Below are 19,353 nucleotides of genomic sequence, written 5' to 3' on the forward strand. Positions count from 1 at the left end.
CGGCAGACCGTCCGGCGCTGCGTCGTCGGTCCTAGGACTTCCGGCCGGTGCGCAACGACGCGCCGACGCGGTGCAGGTGCCGCAGCGCCTGTGCGTAGGACGAGACCAGGCCGGACTGGTGGTACGGAATTCCGAGTTCGGCGCAGTAGGCACGCACGATCGGCTGCGCCCGGCGCAGATGCGGTGACGGCATGCTCGGGAAGAGATGATGCTCGATCTGGTAGTTGAGCCCGCCGAGCGCGACGTCGACCAGCCGGCCGCCGCTGACGTTGCGGGAGGTGACCACCTGACGGCGCAGGAAGTCCGCCTTCTGCTCCGGGGTCGGCGCCGGCATCCCCTTGTGGTTCGGGGCGAACGTCGAACCGAGGTAGAGCCCGAACACCGCCTGGTGCACCAGGCAGAACGCGATCGCGAGGCCGGGGGAGAGGATGAGGAACAACGCCGCGACGTACGCCACGGTGTGCACCGTGAGCAGGATCGCCTCCCACCGGCGGGTCCGCAGGCCCGGGCGCAGGACGGCACGAACCGCGGACACGTGCAGGTTGAAGCCTTCCAGGGTGAGCAACGGGAAGAACAGGAACGCCTGCCGGCGGCCGATCGCCCGGGTCACGCCACGGCTGTGCCGCGCCTGTTCCTCCGACCACACCAGGATGCCCGGCGCCACGTCCGGGTCGAGGTCCTCGTGGTTGGGGTTGGCGTGGTGGCGGGTGTGCTTGTCCATCCACCACCCGTAGCTCATTCCGATGCCCAGGTTGCCCGCGATCAGCCCGGCGATTTCGCTGGGGCGGCGGGTGCGGAAGATCTGCCGGTGCGCCAGGTCGTGCGCGACCAGGGCCACCTGGGCGAACACCACGCCGAGGAACGCCGCAACCAGCAGTTGCGCCCAGGTGTCGCCGAGGAACCCGAAAGCGGCCCAGGCACCGGCGTAACAGGCGGTCACCACAGCGATCCGGACCGCGTAGTAGCCCGGCCGTCTGGCGAGGAGTCCGGCCTCGCTCACCCGGCGGCGGAGTTCGGCGAACTCGCTACCGGACTTGGGTTTTCCGTCGGTACGGGTGGTGGTGGCGGCGTCGTCTCGTTCGAAGGCGATGTCTGTGCTCACGCCGCAGAGTCTGTACGGCGCCGCTGTCGAGGGGCAGCCCGGGTGCCCCCCGGTCGAGGGTGGGGCCAGCCCTACCCCGGCCGCGGAGTGGGGCGGATCCCCGGGACGGAGTCAGGGACGGCGGGTGAGCGCGCAGTCGCCGCACAGCCCGCCGCCGGGAACGCGGTAGTAGAGGCAGCAACTCCTGCGTACGAACGCCGGTGGCCCTGTGTCGCCGGGCGAAAGCTGGGTGGAGTCGAGGGTTCCGGCGTCCGCAAGCGGTGGTTGACGCAGCGCCGTCGCGGTGAGAACGGACACCTCGTGGGCGAGGCCGGGTCTGGAACGGGCGAGGACGCCGAGCGTGCCCACGAGTGCGGAGGCCGCGTTTCCCCACAGCAGCGCGCCCGGAATCGGGAGCTCGGCCCGCACGGCGTCGGTCAACGGTGTCAGGTGCGTCTTGACGACGGTACGAACCACCAACCGGGCAAGGCGATCCACGTCGTTGTCCGGGCGCTCCGACGGGTGCTCTGCCTGGTGCTCGTCGGGGTCCTCGCCCGGGTTGTCGGCCGGGTCGAGCAGGGTGACCCGTTCCGGGTCGGTACGCCACGACGCGGGCGAGGCGCCGAGGTCCGGCCAGGTCGATTCGGGGGCGAGCACAGGCACCCGTCGATGCAGCAGCGCCACCGCCACCACCGGTGACCACAGACGCGCGGCCATTCCCTGGAACAGGATCGAGGCGCCGACCCGGACCTCGGTGGTGCCGAGCCGTTCCGTCATGTGGGTGATCGCCCGGCCCAGCGTGGCGTGCCCGGCGTACAGCTGTGCCAGCGACACCAGGCCGAGGTCGCGGGGAGGGGCCCCGGGAATCTCGGGGGAGACGGTGAAGTGGGAGACGGGGAAAGGGGAGACGGTGAAGTACGCGCCGATCGTGCCGGCGTCCGCCAGCAGGTCTCGCACGCTCCGGCCGCCGCTCACCGCGCGCCTCCCGTCGTACGCCTCACCGCGTTCACCACTGCACGATTCCATCAGGTCGGCGGTGGGATCCCGGCCGCCGGGGGAGAATCGGCCCATGACCGAGCCGAGTTCCCCGGCCGCGCCCGGCGGCCTGCCCGCGACCATGCGGGCGTGGGTGGTCGACGAGCCGGGCCGGCTGGAAGCGGTCGAGCTGCCGGTTCCCGAGCCCGCTCCGGAGGAGTTGCTGGTCCGCGTGCGCGCCTGCGGGGTGTGCCGGACCGACCTGCACGTGCGCGACGGCGACCTGCCGCCGCACCGCTCGCCGGTGGTGCCCGGCCACGAGATCGTCGGAGAGGTGGTGGCGACCGGCGCCGAGGTGGCCGCGGTGGGCGCGGGCGGAGGGAGCCTGGTTCCCCGGATCGCCGAGGTCGCCCGGATCGGGGGCCGGGTCGGCATTCCCTGGCTGCGGCACACGTGCGGGAAGTGCAGGTACTGCCTGCGCGGCCAGGAGAACCTCTGCTCGAACTCCCGTTACACCGGCTGGGACGCCGACGGCGGGTACGCGGAGTACGCCACCGTCCCGGCCGCCTACGCCTACCCGCTGCCGGGCGACAGGTTCGCCGCGTACGCCGAGCAGGAGCTCGCACCGCTGCTGTGCGCGGGGATCATCGGCTACCGCGCACTGCGCCGCGCAGACCTGCCCGCCGGTGGCCGGCTGGGCGTCTACGGCTTCGGCGGCTCGGCCCATCTCACCGCCCAGGTGGCGGCGGCCGAGGGCGCCACGGTGCACGTGCTCACCCGATCTGCGGCCGCCCGCGCCCTGGCCCTCGACCTGGGTGCCGCCTCCGCACGGGAGGCGTACGACGCACCGCCGGAGCCGCTCGACGCGGCGATCCTGTTCGCGCCGGTGGGCGACCTCGTCCCCGCGGCGCTGAGCGCCCTCGACCGCGGCGGCACCCTGAGCATCGCCGGGATTTACCTGACCGCCGTACCCTCCCTGGACTACGAGCGGCATCTGTTCCAGGAACGCACGGTCCGCAGCGTCACCGCCAACACCCGCGAGGACGGCCACGCCTTCCTCGCGGCCGCGGCCGCGCACCGGCTGCGGATCGCCACCACGACCTACCCGCTGGATCGGGCCGACGAGGCGCTGGACGACCTGGCCGCGGACCGGGTGAACGGCGTCGCCGTTCTGGTCCCCTGACCAGTGCGCCGGTGCACGCGGTCCACGCGGTGCACCGGCGCACACCGGCGCACCGGCTTCAGGCCGCCGGGTCGTCCGCGCGGACGAGCAGTGCCACCGGCCGCTGGGCCAGCAGCCGGTCCAGCCGGACCTTCCCGCCGTCGACCCGCTGCCCGGTGAACTCGTCGGTCCAGCTGCCCGCGGGCAGGTCCACGGTGGCCGAACCCCAGCCGCCGGCGGCGGCCAGCCCGGCCGACAGCCGGGTGACCACGGTGGCGACCGCGCCGCCGCGCAGGAAACCCAGCGCGTGCGGGCTGGTGGTCTCCAACGGCGTGTAGCCGGCGTCCGGTCCGACGAACCGGTCCGGGTGCGCCGCCCGGCACCGCAGCGTCGCCGCGGTGACCAGCAGCTTCTCCGCGTCCAGGGAGTCCCCCTCGGAGGCGTCCCCGTCGGAGGAGGCCCCACCTGAGGAGGCCCCGGAGTCGCCGGCGTCCAGCCGGTCCAGCAACCGGACCCGTTCGGTGAAGTCGACCGGGCGCCGGTTGTCCGGGTCGACCAGCGTCAGCGAGCGCAGCTCGGTGCCCTGGTAGACGTCGGGCACACCGGTGCAGGTGAGCTGGACGAGCTTCTGGCCGAGGACGTTGGCCCGGTCGTACGGCGCGATCGTGTCCACGAACGCGCGGACCAGGCGTACGACGTTCTCGTCGGCCACCACCGCGCGGGCGAACCCGGTGACCGCCTCGTCGTACGCCGCGTTGGGTTCGGTCCAGGTGGTGTGCCGCTTGGCCTCACGGGTGGCCTTGGTGACGAACTCCACCAGCCGGTCGGCCTCGATCGGCCAGGCGCCGACGAGGATCTGCCACAACAGGTACTCCGTCGCCGGGTCCAGCGGCTCGGGCCGGTAGGCCGCGGTCGCCTCGCGCAGCGCGGACACCGTGTGCTCCCAGACCGAGGGCAGCTCCGAGAGCACGCCCAGCCGGGCGCGTACGTCCTCGGTCCGCTTGGTGTCGTGGGTGGACAGGGTCGTCATCGCGGCCGGGTGCCGGGCGGTCGCCCGGGCCGCCCACTCGTGGAAGGTGTCCTCCGCGATCCCGAACCGGTCGGCCGGCGCGCCCACCTCGCACAGCGAGACGAGCGGGAACCAGCGGTAGAACGCCGTGTCCTCGATGCCCTTGGCCATCACCGGCCCAGTGGTCTGCTGGAACCGTACGCAGAACTCATCCTGCAGTGCCCGCGCGGCCGCGCTCCGGTGGCTGCCGAGCGCGACGCCGACGAGGAACTCGATCTCGTCGGCCAGGTCGGGCGCGGCGCCGGTGGCCCGGACCGCGGCGGCCCGCACGATCTCCTCCGCCTCCGGTGCGAGCGGCTCACCCGGGTGGACGTAGGCACGGTAGACGTCGAAGGCCACCAGGAGCTCGCCGAGCGCGCGGGTCAGCCGGCGCCGGGTGAAGTCGCGCAGGTTGATGTCGTGCTCGCCCATGGCCATCACGAGTTCGACCAGCCGGACCACCTCGGCGGCCAGCACCTGGTCGACGATGTAGCGCTTGGCCTCGTCCACGACGGGCTGGAGGGTCTCCGGTTCTCCGGTGAGGGAGGTCCACTGGCGCAGCAGCGGAGCGGCGCCGTCGGGGTCGACGAACAGCGACTGCACCCGCCACAGCGCGTCGTACCCGGTGGTGCCCGCGCACGGCCAGTCCTCCGGCAGCGGCTCGTCGGCCTCGAGGATCTTCTCCGCCGCCACCCAGGAGTCGCCGGTGGCCTCGGCCAGCCGGCGGAGGTAGCCGCGCGGGTCGGCCAGCCCGTCGGGGTGGTCGATGCGGTAGCCGTCGACCTTGCCTTCGCGGTGCAGCCGGACCAGCAGGTCGTGGCTGGCGGCGAACACCGTGGGGTCCTCCACCCGGATCGCCGCGAGGGTGTCGATGTCGAAGAACCGCCGGTAGTTGAGCTCCTCGTCGGCGATCCGCCAGAACGCCAGCCGGTAGAACTGCATGTCGAGGAGTTCGGCCAGCGGCAGGTGTTCGGTGCCGGGGCGGACCGGGAACACGTGGTCGAAGTAGCGGATGATCGGCGCGCCGTCGTGCTGGTCGAGCGTGATCTCCCCGCGCTCCACGCACTGGCCGATCCGGTCGCCGAGCACGGGCATCAGGATCGCGCCGTGACCGGTGCCCGCCTGCAGCGACCAGTCGACGTCGAACCATCGGGCGTACGGCGAGCTCGGCCCGTCCCGCAGCACCGCCCACAGCTTGGCGTTCAGGTGCAGGGGAGTCGGCACGGCCATGTGGTTGGGCACGACGTCGACGACGACGCCCAGCCCCGCCTCGTGGGCCGCCTCGACCAGCCGGTCGAACGCCGGCTGTCCGCCGAGGTCGGCCGACAGCCGGGTGTGGTCCACCACGTCGTAGCCGTGGGTGGAACCGGGCGTGGCCTGCAGGATCGGCGAGAGGTAGAGGTGGGTCACGCCGAGCCGGGCGAGGTACGGCACGACGGCCGCCGCGGCGTCGAAGTCGAACTCCGGCTGGAGTTGCAGGCGGTAGGTCGAGACGACGTTCGCGCGCGAGCGCTCGGCGGCGCTCAAGGCCGCAGCCCGACGATGGCGAAGGAGTGGCCGGGCAGCTGGATCTGGGTCACGTCGTCCTTGTCCGCTGAGTTCGAGTCCGGGTTGGAATCTGAGTGGGGACCCACGTTGGGTTCCGCGTGGTAGTCGGGTGTGGTGTGGGTGTCGTCGGGATGCCAGGCGAGTACGACCCCGTCCCGGCCGGTCGCCTCGTCCACCACCGCGCCGAGCGGAACCGTCGCGGGCGCGCCGGCGAGGTTGGCGACCACCCCGAAGTCACCCCGGCGGATCACCACCCAGCGCGCGTCCTCGTCGTAGGTCACCTCGACCTGGTTCAGGCGGGGGTCGGCGAGACCGGGCAGCTCGCGGCGCAGCCTGATCAGGGTGGTGTACCAGTCCAGCAGCCGGGCGCCCCACTCCTTCTCCGGCTCGGTCCAGTCCAGCCGGGAGGCGCGGAAGGTGCCCTCGTCCTGCGGGTCGGGCACGTCCTCGGGATTCCAGCCGTGGTCGGCGAACTCGTTGCGGCGGCCGTTGCGGACGGCCTCGGCGAGGTCGGGGTCGGCGAAGTCGGTGAAGTACTGCCACGGCGTGCGCGCGCCCCACTCCTCGCCCATGAACAGCATCGGGGTGTACGGCGAGGTGAGCAGCAGGCCGGCGGCCACGGCGAGCTGGTCGTCGGTCAGGGTGGCCGACAGCCGGTCGCCGGCGGCCCGGTTGCCGATCTGGTCGTGGTTTTGCAGCGCGGCGACGAACCGCCAGCCGGCGGTGTGCTCGACGTCGACCGGCCGGCCGTGCACGCGGCCGCGGAACGACGACCAGGTGCCGTCGTGGAAGAACGCCCGGGTCATCGTCTTGGCCAGGCACGGCAGGCTGCCGAAGTCGCCGTAGTAGCCGTCGCGCTCGCCGGTCAGCAGCGCGTGCAGGGCGTGGTGGACGTCGTCGTCCCACTGCGCGTGGATGCCGAGCCCGCCGGTCTCGCGGGGGGTCACCGTACGCGCGTCGTTGCGGTCGCTCTCGGCGATCAGCCACAGTGGCCGGCCGAGGTGCGCGGCGGTCGCGTCCACCTCGTACGACAGCTCCTCCAGGATGGGGACGGCGCGCTCGTCGTGCAGGGCGTGCACGGCGTCCAGGCGCAGCGCGTCCACGTGGAAGTCGCGGAGCCAGCCGAGGGCGTTGCCGACGATGAAGGCGCGCACCTCGTCCGAGCCCGGGTCGTCGAGGTTGACGGCCTGCCCCCACGGGGTGGCGTACTTTCCGGTGAAGTACGGCCCGAACTCGCTGAGGTAGTTGTGGGCCGGGCCGAGGTGGTTGTAGACGACGTCCAGGCAGACCCCGATGCCGCGGGCGTGGCAGGCGTCGACGAACGTCTTCAGCCCGTCGGGCCCGCCGTAGGCCTGGTGCACGGCGTACAACCCGACCCCGTCGTAGCCCCAGCCGTGGTGGCCGGGGAAGGCGGCCAGCGGCAGCAGTTCGACCAGCGTCACGCCGAGGTCCGCGAGGTGGTCCAGCCGGTCGACGGCCGCCTGGAGCGTTCCCTGCGGAGTGAACGTGCCGACGTGCAGCTCGTAGATCACTCCGCCGGGCAGCGGGCTTCCCCGCCAGCCCTGGTCGGTCCAGGCGAAGATGTCGTGGTCGTAGACCGCGCTCGGGCCGGGCACGCCGTCGGGCTGCCAGCGGGAGCGGGGGTCGGCCCGGGGCTCGCCGCCGTCGAGCCGGAAGGAGTACGCCGTGCCGTGCGTGGCCTGGTCGACCCGGGCCCGCCACCACCCGTCGCCGGACCTGGTCATCGGGACGGTCGACCCGTCGACCTCGACCTGGACCTGCTCGCGGGCCAGCGGGGCCCAGACTTCGAACGTCGTCGCCATGCCTCGCATTGTGCAGGGTGCGCCGGGTAGTCGCACACGCGCAGTGGTGCCGGTGGTCCGGCACCGGACCGCTATGGGTTTGGGCGATCGACCAATTCGGGTTTATCGTGGTTGCGGGCCCCGTCGACGACCCTGATCGAGTGAGGAGTGCGGTGAGATGCGCGGCGCGAGACGTGTGGTGATCTGCGGGGCCGGGATCGCGGGGCTGACCCTTGCCCACCGGCTGGCCGCCGCCAACCGGGACGTGGTGCTCGTCGAGCAGGCGCCCGGCCCGCGGGAGCAGGGCTACATGATCGACTTCTTCGGGCCGGGGTACGACGTGGCCGAGCGGATGGGCCTGCTTCCCCGGCTGCGCGAGCTCGGCTACGTCGTCGAGGAGGCCGCCTGGCTGGACGATGACGGCCGGGTGCGGGCCCGGCTGGAGTACGCCCGGGTGGAGCGGGCGAGCGGCGGGCGGGTGATGAGCCTGATGCGCCCCGACCTCGAGCGGGCGCTGCGCGAAAAGCTGCCGGCGACCGTCGACCTGCGGTACGCGACGAGTGTCCGCGCCGTCGACGACCGGTCCGAGTGCGTCCGGGTCGGCCTCACCGACGGCTCGCAGATCGATGCCGACCTGCTCGTCGGCGCGGACGGCATCCACTCCGTGGTCCGCCGGCTGGTCTTCGGAGCAGAGGAGCGGTTCGTCCGTTATCTCGGCTTTCACACCGCCGCATGGGTGTTCCACGACCCGGAGGTCCGGGCGAAGGTGGGCCCGAGGTTCTGCCTCACCGACAGCACCGGCCGCCAGCTCGGGCTGTACGCCCTGCGGGAGAGCAAGGTCGCGGTCTTCGCCGTGCACCGGGCCACGGACCCCGCCCTGCCGGCGGACCCGCGGGCCGCGCTCCGGGCGGAGTACGGCTCCCTGGGCTGGGTCGCGCCGCGGGTGGTGGACCTGGCACCCGAATCCGCGCGGATCTACTACGACCAGGTGGCCCAGGTGGAGCTTCCCCGATGGAGCCGCGGCCGCGTCGCGCTCGTCGGGGACGCCTGCGGTGCGGTCTCGCTGCTCGCCGGCCAGGGCGCGTCGTTGGGCATGGCCGGTGCGTACGTGCTCGCCGACCACGTCGCCGCCGCGCCGACTGTCGAGGCCGGGCTGTCGGCGTACGAGCAGGCGTGGAGACCGCTCACCGAGGACAAGCAGCGCTCGGCGCGCAGGCTCGCGCGGTGGTTCCTGCCGAGGACGCGGGCGGAGCTGGTGGTCCGCCGGGCCGCGTTGCGGCTGATGGCGCTTCCGGGCACCGACCGGCTGCTCACCGGCGCGCTCACCGGCAAGCCCGCGCCGGTCCCGACGGCCGCGGCGACCTACCCCCTCGGCACCGGCGAGGCGGCCGGTGCCCAGACCGGGTCGTAGCGAGGATGGGCGGCGTAGGCCGCCGCCCATCCTCACGTCAGTCCCAGGTCAGGGCACCTCCACTTTGGTACTCGATGACCCGGGTCTCGAAGAAGTTCTTCTCCTTCTTGAGGTCCATCATTTCCGACATCCAGGGGAAGGGGTTCTCGGTCTCGGGAAAGACCGGTGTCAACCCGATCTGGACACATCGGCGGTTGGTCACGAACCGCATGTACTTCTCGCTCAGGCCGGCGTTCAGCCCGAGCATGCCGTGCGGCAGGGTGTCGCGTCCGTAGGCGACCTCGAGCTCGCAGGCCTGCGCCAGCATCCCGCGGATCTCCTCCTGGAAGGCCGTGCTCCACAGGTGTGGGTTCTCGATCTTGATCTGGTTGATCGCGTCGATGCCGAAGTTCAGGTGAATCGACTCGTCCCGCAGGATGTACTGGTACTGCTCGGCAATGCCGACCATCTTGTTGCGCCGGCCGAGGGACAGGATCTGTGCGAAGCCGGTGTAGAACCACATCCCCTCGAAGACGACGTAGAACGCCACCAGGTCGCGAAGGAACGCCTGGTCGCGGTCCGGTGAGCCGGTCCGGAACGACGGGTCCTCCAGGTGCCGGGTGTACTCCAGCGCCCACGCCGCCTTGTCGGTGATCGAGGGTACCTCGCGGTACATGTTGAACAGCTCGCCCTCGTCCAGGCCGAGGCTCTCGCAGACGTACTCGAACGTGTGCGTGTGCACGGCCTCCTCGAACGCCTGGCGCAGGAGGTACTGCCGGCACTCGGGGTTGGTGAGGTGCCGGTAGACCGCGAGCACGATGTTGTTGGCGACCAGCGACTCCGACGTGGCGAAGAAGCCGAGGTTGCGTTTGATCATCAGGCGTTCGTCGGCGGTCAGCCCGTCCGGCGACTTCCACAGGGCGATGTCGGCCTGCATGGACACCTCGGTCGGCATCCAGTGGTTGTTGCAGCCGGCGAGGTACTTCTCCCACGCCCACTGGTACTTCAGGGGCAACAGCTGGTTGACATCCGCGCGCGCGTTGATCATCGCCTTGTCGTCCACGCTGACGCGGGCGGCGTGCCGGTCGATGTCTCCCAGGCCGGTCGGGTCACTGTCGTTCATGGTTCTCCACACCTCGGGGGACGCCTTACTGGCAGGCTTCGCAGTCGGGATCGCTGATCACACAGAACGCGGTGTCCGACGGTGGTGGCACCGTGATGCCGGCCGGGGTGAGGTCGGGCATCGGGGCGACGACCGGCACGACGGTCGTGGCCGCCACCCCCGGTCCGGCGGTCACTCCACCGCTCGCCCCGCCGGTCACCCCGGCACCAGCCGGCTGGCTCATCCCGGCCGGTGACACCGCGTTCAGCTTCCCGTCGGTGCCGCGCAGGGTGCTCTTCTCCACGTGCGTGGCGCTCTGGGACCGCAGGTAGTACGTCGTCTTCAGCCCTCGCCGCCAGGCGAGCCGGTACAACGCGTCCAGTTGCAGGCCGCTCGGTGAGGCGACGTAGAGGTTCAGCGACTGGGCCTGGTCGAGCCACTTCTGCCGCCGGGCCGCTGCCTCCACCAGCCAGGCGGGGTCGACCTCGAACGCCGTCGCGTACAGGGCCTTGAGGTCGGCCGGCACCCGGTCGATGGGGGTGACGCTTCCGTCGTAGTACTTCAGGTCGCTCACCATCACCTCGTCCCACAGCCCGCGGGCCTTGAGGTCGCGGACGAGGTGGGGGTTGATCGCGGTGAAGTCGCCGGACATGTTCGACTTGACGAACAGGTTGCGGTACAGCGGCTCGATCGACTGACCGACCCCGCAGATGTTGGAGATCGTCGCGGTCGGCGCGATCGCCATCACGTTGGAGTTGCGCATGCCGGTGGTGCGGACCTGGCGGCGCAGGCTGTCCCAGTCCAGCCGGCTGGAGCGGTCCAGGTCGAGCTTGCCGTCCCGGGCCTGGGCGAGCAGGGACAGGGAGTCGATCGGCAGAATTCCCTTGCTCCACAGGGATCCCGGGAACGACGCGTAGGCTCCGCGTTCGGCCGCCAGGTCGCTGGAGGCCGCGATGGCCTCGTAGCTGAAGATCTCCGTCGTGGTGTCGGCGAACTCCACCGCCGCGTCGGAGGCGATCGGTATCCGCAGCGTGAACAACGCGTCCTGCACGCCCATCAGGCCCAGGCCGATCGGGCGGTGCCGGCGGTTGGACTCACCGGCCTGCGGGATCGTGTAGAAGTTCACGTCGATCACGTTGTCCAGCATGCGCACGGCAGCGCGCACGGTCCGTGCCAGGTGCTCGTGGTCGACGCCGTTCCGGTCGACGTGGTTGGCCAGGTTGACCGAGCCGAGGTTGCACACGGCCACCTCGGCGGCCGAGGTGTTCAGCGTGATCTCGGTGCACAGGTTGGAGGAGTGCACCACGCCCGTGTGCTGCTGCGGGGACCGCAGGTTGCACGGGTCCTTGAACGTGATCCACGGGTGCCCGGTCTCGAACAACATGGTGAGCATCCGCCGCCACAGCTCGACCGCCCGCAGCCGGCGGAACACCCGGATCTCGCCACGATCGGCGCGGGCCTCGTACTCCGCGTAGCGCTCGGCGAACGCCCGCCCGTACAGCTCGTGCAGGTCGGGCGCCTCGTCGGGAGAGAACAACGTCCACTGGGCGTCGGCCTCGACCCGCTGGAGGAACAGGTCCGGTATCCAGTTCGCGGTGTTCATGTCGTGGGTGCGCCGGCGTTCGTCGCCGGTGTTCTTGCGCAGGTCGAGGAACTCCTCGACGTCGATGTGCCAGGTCTCGAGGTAGGCACAGGCGGCACCCTTGCGCTTGCCGCCCTGGTTGACCGCGACCGCGGTGTCGTTGGCGATCTTCAGGAACGGCACGACGCCCTGGGACTGGCCGTTGGTGCCCTTGATGTAGGCGCCCATGCCGCGCACCGGTGTCCAGTCGTTGCCCAGACCGCCGGCGTACTTCGACAGCATCGCATTGTTCCGGATGCCGGTGAAGATGCCGTCCAGGTCGTCGGACACCGTGGTGAGGAAGCACGACGACAGCTGGGCCCGGGTGGTTCCGGCGTTGAACAGTGTCGGCGTGGAACACATGAAGTCGAACGACGACAGCATCTCGTAGAACTCGATCGCCCGGCGTTCCCGGTCGTCCTCGCGCAGCGCGAGCCCCATCGCCACCCGCATGAAGAACGCCTGCGGCAGCTCGAACCGCGTACCGTCGCTGTGCAGGAAGTAGCGGTCGTAGAGCGTCTGCAGCCCGAGGAACTGGAACTCCGGGTCCCGGTCGGGCCGCAGTGCGGCGCCGAGCCGGTCCAGGTCGAAGCTCGCCAGCTCGGGGTCCAGGAGTTCCAGCCGCACCGCGCGTTCGACGTACTCACGGAAGTACGCCGGGTAGCGCGGGGCCATCTCCTGCTGGCTCGCCTCGTCGGGACCGCCGCGCAGGAACGAAAGTGCCTCCCGGCGCAGCTTGTCCAGCAGCAGCCGGCCGCTGACGAGGGAGTACTCCGGGTCGGTCTCCACGAAGGTGCGGGCGGCCATCACAAGCGCGAGCTCGAGTTCGTGCTGGGTCATCCCGTCGTAGAGGTTGCGGGACACCTCGGTGAGCACCGACTCGGCGGAGGTGGCCGGCAGCCCGCCGCAGGCCTCCTCGACGATCCGGGTGAGCCGGACGTCGTCGAGGGGATACAGCTCGCCGTCGGCGCCCTTGACGTGCATGGTGACCTCGGCGGGCTCCACCTCGACGACGGGTTCACGTTCCAGCCGGGCGCGGGTGTGCTCCTCGCGGTACAGCACGTACGCCCGGGCGACCCGGTGGTTGCCCGACCGCATCAGGGCGAGCTCCACCTGGTCCTGGATGTCCTCGATGTGGAAGATCCGGCCCAGGTCGGGGTGCCGGGTCAGCGAGGCGACGACCTGCCGGGTGAGCAGGTCGACGGTCTCGTGGACGCGGGACGACGCGCCGGCGTCGGGGCCCTCGACCGCGAGGAACGCCTTCGCCATGGCCACCGCGATCTTCGCCGGGTCGAACGGCGAGACGCTGCCGTCGCGGCGGACCACCTGGCGTTCGTCGGCGTCCGGGGCGGGTGGCGGTGGCGGGGTCTGCGCCGGGGAGCCGATCGGGGAATCCGTGACGGCCGCTGGTGTTTCGTGCGTGGTGTCGTACGTGGACACGGGCTCTCTCTCCTCGCGAGCGGAATGACGTCAGCCTCCGGCCGCGATAGGCGAGCGGGGTCCACCGGCGCCGGTGGTACGGCGTCGGGTCGACCCAGGCCTGTGCAGGTCACGCGGGGGGCGTCGGGCTCACTGCGCCCGTACCCGCACTGCATGACCATTTACCCTCGCGGCCGTCGGATCGGCGTACGCCCGGATGGGGGCGCGCGCCGACGGCAGGGCAGGAGCTTCGCCGGCAGCCGCAGGGGAGCGTCGCGCGTCACGTGCCCGCAGCGATCACCAGCACCGAGAGACTACATGTTGTGGTCTGCGATTCAGTACAACCCAACATCCGGTGTGTCGTGTCGCTCGGGGCGTGCTGGTTCCCGGCGTCCGACATGGGACGAACGCTGGTCGCCCCGCGAAGTTGATCATTACTGTGCGAGCACTCGACCTGAGGCGACGAAGGGAACCGCTCGCGATGACCGAGGAACGGTCCGGGATCTCCCGGCGGCAGGCGATGAGCCGGATGGCATGGGCAGGTGCCGGTGTCCTCGGCATGGGTGCAGTCGACCTGGGCCGGCCACGTGCCGCGCGGGCCGACGCGGGTCCGCGCAGCCTGTTCCCGAAGGGCGTACGGCCGACCCGGCTGCACGCCGTCGCCGAGGGCGCGCTGAGCCCGGCCGAACGCGTGCTCGTCGCCACGTTGCAGGGTCAGCTGGCCCGCCCTCGGCCGGATGCCGGCTCCGAGGGGATCTACGTCGACGTGCCCGGCGTCGGCTACCCGGTGTGGCTGGCCGATCTCGCCGACCGCTACGACGTGGACGTGGTCGAGGCGACCGGCGCCTGGGACCTGGTGGACCGCTTCGCCGGGACGGACGTGACCGACCGGCCGCTGAACCGCTACGTCCTCTACCGCGACGGCGACGGTTCGGTGAACGTCGCCACCAGCGTCGCCGGACTGGTCGGAGCCGTCGCGGTGGAGGAGAGCCTGGAGCCCGCGGCCCGTGCGCACCGGATGCGGCGGGTCCTCGACGTTCGCGGCCGGGACGACCGCTGGGTGAAGGAGACGTTCTGGAACCGGCTGCGGCACGACGTCGCGGTCGAGCAGAAGCCGGACTTCGCCAACCAGCTACGCGACTACGCCACCATGGCCGGCGCGTTCATGTTCTTCGACGGCAACTCCGGCTTCCGGGCCGAGGTCGTCGACGACCTGGACCCGGACGCGGCCGTGATCGGCTGGGGCGACGCGTCCGCGGGGGAGGACGCCTTCGTCTCGGTCTCCTCCCGTGCCGGCGTACGGACGATCGCCGCCGACCATGCTCGCAACCTCGCACCGCTGTCCGGCATCACCCTCGACACCGTGCGTCAACACCCGCTTGACGGCGTGCCGGTGCCGCCGCAGGGCACCCACCACGTGGCGTTCCTCGTCACCGACGGGGACAACGTGCAGTGGCTGCTCGGTGACTTCCAGAGTGACCGGAGGTGGTACGGCAGCCCGACGCGCGGAACCCTCGACCTGGGCTGGGCCGTCGCGCCCGCCCTGGTCGACCTGGCTCCGTCGGTGCTGCGGTGGTACTACGACCACGCTGCCGACGGGGCCCACCGCGACCGGTTCGTGGTCGGACCCTCCGGCGGCGGATATCTCTACCCCAGCAGGTATCCGAAGGCTGACCTCGACCTGCACACCGACCGGCTGGCGGGGCAGATGCGCCGGGCCGACCTCGGCGTCGTGCATATTCTCGACTTCGAGTCGATGGACGACACGTCGCTCTGGTCGAGTTACCTGCGGCACGACCAGATCGAGGGACTGGTGTACCTCGAGTACTCCCGTTACGACGCAGGCCGCGGCCGGGTGGTGTGGGTGAACGACAAGCCGGTGGTGGCTCCACGCGCCATGTTGTGGCAGGGGCTGTCCGGCGCCGACGAGGCCAGTGTGGCCGCGACGGTGAACGACGCCGGCCGCGATCCCGGCAGCGTCGACGCGTACTCGCTGGTGATCTGGCACGCGTGGAGCAAGAGTGTGGACGACGTGGCGTCGGTCGTCAACCAGTTGGCACCACATGTACGGGTGGTGACTCCGGACGTACTCGTACGGATGATGGCCGCGAACGTGCACCGCTGAGGCGTGGGAGTGACGTCCCGCGACGTGTCCGGACGCCGTCTGCTGAGCAGGCGGCGTCCGATAACGGAAGCGCGCGAGGCAATCGTTACGAGGGCATTGCGCGATCGTGTCGGCTATAGGATCGTGTATCCACGATCGAGGGTTCTCCTCGAACGCACATCGTCCTTCGGCACTTCCCGGCCCTCGCGGGCCGACCTGAAATCTCGTTGCTCCTTACCTGAAAAGAGCCGCGGCATGGGCGCACGTGCACGAGTGTCACTGGGTGGGCGAGGTGGAAACGTCGTGCTGCCCAGGCGGCAGAACCTCGCCGAGGGTGTCTACGAAGCGCTCAAGGAAATGATCATGGACGGCGTCTTCAGCCAGGGCGCCCGAATCAACATCGACGAGGCGGCACGAGCGCTGGAGGTCTCCCAGTCGCCGGTGCGAGAGGCACTGGTCCGGCTGGAGTCGGAGGGGCTGGTCATCAAGGAACCCTTCCGGGGTTACTCGACCGCACCCCTGCTCAGCAAGGCGGAGTTCGAGGACCTCTTCGAGTTCCGGTTCGTGGTGGAGCCGTGGGCGGCCGCCCGCGCCGCCGCCGCGATCGACGACGACAAGGCCGCGCTCCTCACCAAGGAGCTGGCCTCGATACCCAGTGCGCCGGAGGGAACGTCCTACCAGGACTACCAACGGATGGCGGCGCACGACCACCGGCTGCACGACCTGATCCAGCAGCTCGGGGGAAACGTCCGGATGCGGGCGGCGTTCACCAGGACGCACTGCCATCTGCACATCATCCGCCTCAACTACGGGGCGGGAATGGGCTCGGCCGCGCTGCGCGAGCACCGAGCCCTGGTCGACGCCATCGCCGGCGGTGACGCCGACGCCGCCGCAGCCGCGATGCGGTCTCACCTGGAGGCCTCCAGGTCCCGGCTCGCGCCGTTGTACGACGGGGGTTCGGTCGCCCCGACGCCGGGAGGGGGCTGACATGCGCCGGCTCCCCAGATCCTCGGTACGACGAAGACTCGGGCTCCACCAGCCGCGTCACAGCTGAATTCCGGCAATCGCTTTCCCGGATCCGCTCTTCGAAGTTCACGCTGTTTGTTGCCACGGGGTGTTCGACCCTTGCCGACCTCGTGACCGCCGTAACCCGCGGCGTTCACGTCTTCGGTGTCTGCGCCGGCCGACCGGACCGCTCCGGTCGCCGGATCCGCTCCAGCCGGCCCGCCCGCAGGGGAGGGCGGCAGTTCATCGTTCCTTGGTGCAGAGGAGTAAGTGCAATGGCGGCAGATGAAAAGGCCGAGGCGAGCCCGATGGTGGGACCGACGGTGGCGCCGGAACCCGGGCAGGGATCGTCCCGGCGGCAGTTCGTCACCCGGGCGGTCGGTGTGGGGCTGACGGCGACCGCGGCGGGCCCGATGCTCGCCGCGTGCAGCAGCGGTGGGGACGGCGGCTCCAAGGACGCTGCCGTCAAGGACCCCTTGGCGGCCAAGGGTGGACCGAAGACCACGCCGAACTCGGACGTCATCTATCCCGACGGCTACGTCGGACCGCGGGCGTCGAAGAAGGCGCTGCTGGTCAAGGAGAAGGTGACGCTGCGCGTCGTCGTGCCTCAGAACGTCTCCGTCGGGGACTGGGCCAAGAACGACTTCAGCAAGTGGTACGAGAAGAACACCAACGTCTCCATCAAGTGGCAGGTGGTGGCCGGCGGGGACGACGCGATGACCAAGGTCAACGCGATGATCGCCTCCGGCGACGTCCCCGACGTGTTCATGAACATCAACTTCACCAACGCCCAGCAGCTGCTGTACGGATCGCAGGGGCTGTTCGTCCCGCTGAACAAGCTGATCGACGAGTACACCGTCGAGACCAAGCGGATCTTCAAGGACTACCCGGACGCCAAGAACCTCCTCACCGCGACGGACGGCAACATCTACTCGATGCCGTACGTCAACGACTGCTTCCACTGCAACTGCGGCAACCAGCGGATGTGGATCTACAAGCCGTGGCTGGAAAAACTGGGCATGGAGATGCCCCAGTCGCTGGAGGAGTTCGAAGCGGTCCTGAAGGCGTTCAAGGACCGAGACCCCAACGGCAACGGCAAGCGCGACGAGGTGCCGTTGATGTCCAGCAAGGACGACGCGCTGGACACGTTCTTCATGAGCTCGTTCATGTACAACCCAGGTGAGCCGTGGCTGGTGCTGAACAACGGCAAGGTCGACGTGACCTTCAACAAGCCGGAGTGGCGCGAGGGCCTGCGCTACATGAACAAGCTGTACAAGCAGGGCCTGCTGGCCCGGCAGTCGTTCACCCAGGAAGGCGACCAGTTGCGCCGCGTCGGTGACCACAAGGGTGACCCGATCCTGGGTGCGACCAGAACGTGGTACTGGGGCAGCTTCGCCACCCTGAACGACGACGACCCCAAGGCCCGCTGGCGCGACTACGTGGCCGTTCCCACCCTGAAGGGGCCCGACGGCAAGCGCTTCGCGACCTGGAACTACTACGGCGCGGTGACCGGTGGCGCGTTCGTCGTGACCAAGGCGTGCAAGAACCCCGCCGTCGCGGTGCAGTGGGCAGACGGACAGTACGAGCTGGAGGCCATCATGCGGTCCTACAGCGGCGACCTCGACAAGGGCTGGCGCTGGGCGAAGAAGGGCGAGGTCGGCATCAACGGCAAGCAGGCCGTGTGGACCACTCTCGGCACCTGGCCGCCGCCGGACGGCCAGTGGTGGGGTCAGCTCGGCCTGGGCTACCGCTCCAACGACTACCGTCTCGGTGAGCTTGCCGACCCGAAGAACCCGACGTTCGAGAAGCCGCTGTACGAGGAGAGCAAGGAAGCCTACTACTCGTACAAGGTCGACAAGGAGACCCAGCTCCCGCCGCTGTACCTCGACGAGGAGCAGGCCGCGCAGACCGGCGAGCTCAGCCTCACTCTCGCCAACTACGTCAAGCAGTCCCTGTCGAAGTTCGTCCTCGGCCAGTGGGACGTCGACGACGACACCGCGTGGAAGAACTACCTCACGACAGTGGAGCGGATGGGGACTTCACAGTTCGTCGACATCAACCAGAAGGCGTACGAGGCGAAGTACAAGTAGGCCGCCCGGCCCGACCCCGAAGCTCGGCGCGGGCGGGTCGCCGGTGTGCCCCCGGCGGCCCGCCCGCTCCGGATCGGTCCACGAACGAGGAGGAGTGTGAGCATGGCGGTGACGGCAATGAAGGAGACCCGGTCCGACCGGATCTTCGACGTCTGCAACATCGCCGTCCTGGGGTTGTTCCTGCTGGCCGTGCTGTACCCGCTGGTCTACATCCTCAGCGCGTCGTTCAGCTCGGCCCAGGCGATCAGCTCCGGACAGGTGTGGTTGTGGCCGGTGGACTTCAACCTCGAGGGATACAAGGCGATCTTCGAGTACAAGTCGATCGTCGCCGGCTTCCTCAACTCGGTCTTCTACGCGGTGGTCGGCACGCTGATCAACGTGACCATGACGCTGCTGGCGGCCTACCCGCTGTCGCGGCGTGACCTGTACGGCCGCAACGGCTTCATGTTCTTGTTCGTGTTCACCATGCTGTTCAGCGGCGGCATGATCCCGACGTACCTCGTCGTGCACCAGCTGGGGCTGCTGAACACCCGCTGGGCGCTGATCCTGCCGACCGCGATGGCGGTGTGGAACATGATCATCACCAGGACCTACTACCAGGTGACGATCCCGCACGAGCTGCTGGAGGCGGCCCGGATCGACGGGTGCGACGACTTCAAGTTCTTCACCCGGATCGTGCTGCCGCTGTCCAAGCCGATCATCGCGGTCAACGCGCTGCTGTACGCGGTGGGGCACTGGAACCAGTTCTTCAACGCCCTCATCTACCTGACCGACGAGTCGTTGTTCCCACTGCAGCTGGTGTTGCGCGAGATTCTGGTGAAGAACTCCATCGACCCCTCCCAGATCCAGGACGCGGCCGAACTCATGCGGGTCCAGGAGCTGCGGGACCTGCTGAAGTACTCGTTGATCGTGATCGCCAGCGTCCCGCCGCTGCTGGCGTATCCGTTCGTGCAGCGGCACTTCGTCAAGGGCGTGATGATCGGCTCGCTCAAGGGCTGACCGGTCT

General features: G+C 70.1%; 12 protein-coding genes. 6 read left to right on the forward strand and 6 right to left on the reverse strand.

Annotation, left to right across the window (positions count from 1 at the left end; genetic code table 11):
* Positions 1-31 precede the first annotated feature (31 nt).
* A complete protein-coding gene (locus FHR37_RS08455) occupies positions 32-1,102 on the reverse strand; it encodes a fatty acid desaturase family protein (protein ID WP_237769122.1) in 1,071 nt (356 codons plus the stop codon).
* Between the two features lie 111 nt (positions 1,103-1,213).
* On the reverse strand, positions 1,214-2,152 hold the full coding sequence (locus FHR37_RS08460; RefSeq protein WP_175542830.1) for a (2Fe-2S)-binding protein: 939 nt from the start codon (positions 2,150-2,152) through the stop codon (positions 1,214-1,216).
* Here FHR37_RS08460 and FHR37_RS08465 point away from each other — a divergent pair.
* On the forward strand, positions 2,151-3,239 hold the full coding sequence (locus FHR37_RS08465) for a zinc-binding alcohol dehydrogenase family protein (RefSeq protein WP_237769123.1): 1,089 nt from the start codon (positions 2,151-2,153) through the stop codon (positions 3,237-3,239). The genes FHR37_RS08460 and FHR37_RS08465 overlap by 2 nt on opposite strands.
* Before the next feature lie 58 nt (positions 3,240-3,297).
* Here the strand turns inward: FHR37_RS08465 and treY are convergent, their stop codons facing one another.
* Together treY and treZ are read right to left on the reverse strand one after the other, a co-directional pair.
* Entirely contained in the window at positions 3,298-5,793 is a 2,496-nt protein-coding gene (gene treY, locus FHR37_RS08470; RefSeq protein WP_092889953.1) for a malto-oligosyltrehalose synthase, read from the reverse strand.
* On the reverse strand, positions 5,790-7,637 hold the full coding sequence (treZ, locus tag FHR37_RS08475; RefSeq protein WP_092889956.1) for a malto-oligosyltrehalose trehalohydrolase: 1,848 nt from the start codon (positions 7,635-7,637) through the stop codon (positions 5,790-5,792). The genes treY and treZ overlap by 4 nt, the downstream gene beginning before the upstream one ends.
* Positions 7,638-7,794: 157 nt before the next feature.
* On the opposite strand from treZ, the gene FHR37_RS08480 reads away from it, so the two are divergent.
* Positions 7,795-9,027, forward strand: coding sequence for an FAD-dependent oxidoreductase (locus FHR37_RS08480; protein WP_092889959.1), 1,233 nt, complete (start codon positions 7,795-7,797; stop codon positions 9,025-9,027).
* A 37-nt stretch (positions 9,028-9,064) separates the two neighbouring features.
* On the opposite strand, the gene FHR37_RS08485 is transcribed toward FHR37_RS08480, so the two are convergent.
* Both FHR37_RS08485 and FHR37_RS08490 read right to left on the reverse strand, forming a co-directional pair.
* The gene (locus tag FHR37_RS08485; protein WP_092889960.1) at positions 9,065-10,129 is read right to left on the reverse strand and encodes a ribonucleotide-diphosphate reductase subunit beta; all 1,065 of its coding nucleotides are present in this window, start codon (positions 10,127-10,129) and stop codon (positions 9,065-9,067) included.
* Between the two features lie 25 nt (positions 10,130-10,154).
* Positions 10,155-13,169, reverse strand: a complete 3,015-nt coding sequence (locus FHR37_RS08490; RefSeq protein WP_237769124.1) for a ribonucleoside-diphosphate reductase subunit alpha — start codon at positions 13,167-13,169, stop codon at positions 10,155-10,157.
* A 460-nt stretch (positions 13,170-13,629) separates the two neighbouring features.
* Here FHR37_RS08490 and FHR37_RS08495 point away from each other — a divergent pair, with 460 nt between their 5' ends.
* The 4 genes from FHR37_RS08495 to FHR37_RS08510 all read left to right on the forward strand — a co-directional run bounded on the left by FHR37_RS08495 (position 13,630) and on the right by FHR37_RS08510 (position 19,346).
* Positions 13,630-15,273, forward strand: a complete 1,644-nt coding sequence (locus FHR37_RS08495) for a GxGYxYP domain-containing protein (protein WP_175542831.1) — start codon at positions 13,630-13,632, stop codon at positions 15,271-15,273.
* Between the two features lie 282 nt (positions 15,274-15,555).
* Positions 15,556-16,239 (forward strand): GntR family transcriptional regulator, encoded by a 684-nt coding sequence (locus FHR37_RS08500; RefSeq protein WP_237769125.1) that lies wholly within the window; start codon positions 15,556-15,558, stop codon positions 16,237-16,239.
* Positions 16,240-16,532: 293 nt separating this feature from the next.
* The gene (locus FHR37_RS08505; protein ID WP_092889969.1) at positions 16,533-18,347 is read left to right on the forward strand and encodes a type 2 periplasmic-binding domain-containing protein; all 1,815 of its coding nucleotides are present in this window, start codon (positions 16,533-16,535) and stop codon (positions 18,345-18,347) included.
* A gap of 102 nt (positions 18,348-18,449) precedes the next feature.
* Positions 18,450-19,346: a carbohydrate ABC transporter permease gene (locus FHR37_RS08510; RefSeq protein WP_092889971.1), complete on the forward strand. Its 897-nt coding sequence runs from the start codon at positions 18,450-18,452 to the stop codon at positions 19,344-19,346.
* Positions 19,347-19,353: the final 7 nt, after the last annotated feature.

Source organism: Actinopolymorpha cephalotaxi, assembly GCF_013408535.1.
In the GTDB taxonomy this organism is placed as follows: domain Bacteria; phylum Actinomycetota; class Actinomycetes; order Propionibacteriales; family Actinopolymorphaceae; genus Actinopolymorpha; species Actinopolymorpha cephalotaxi.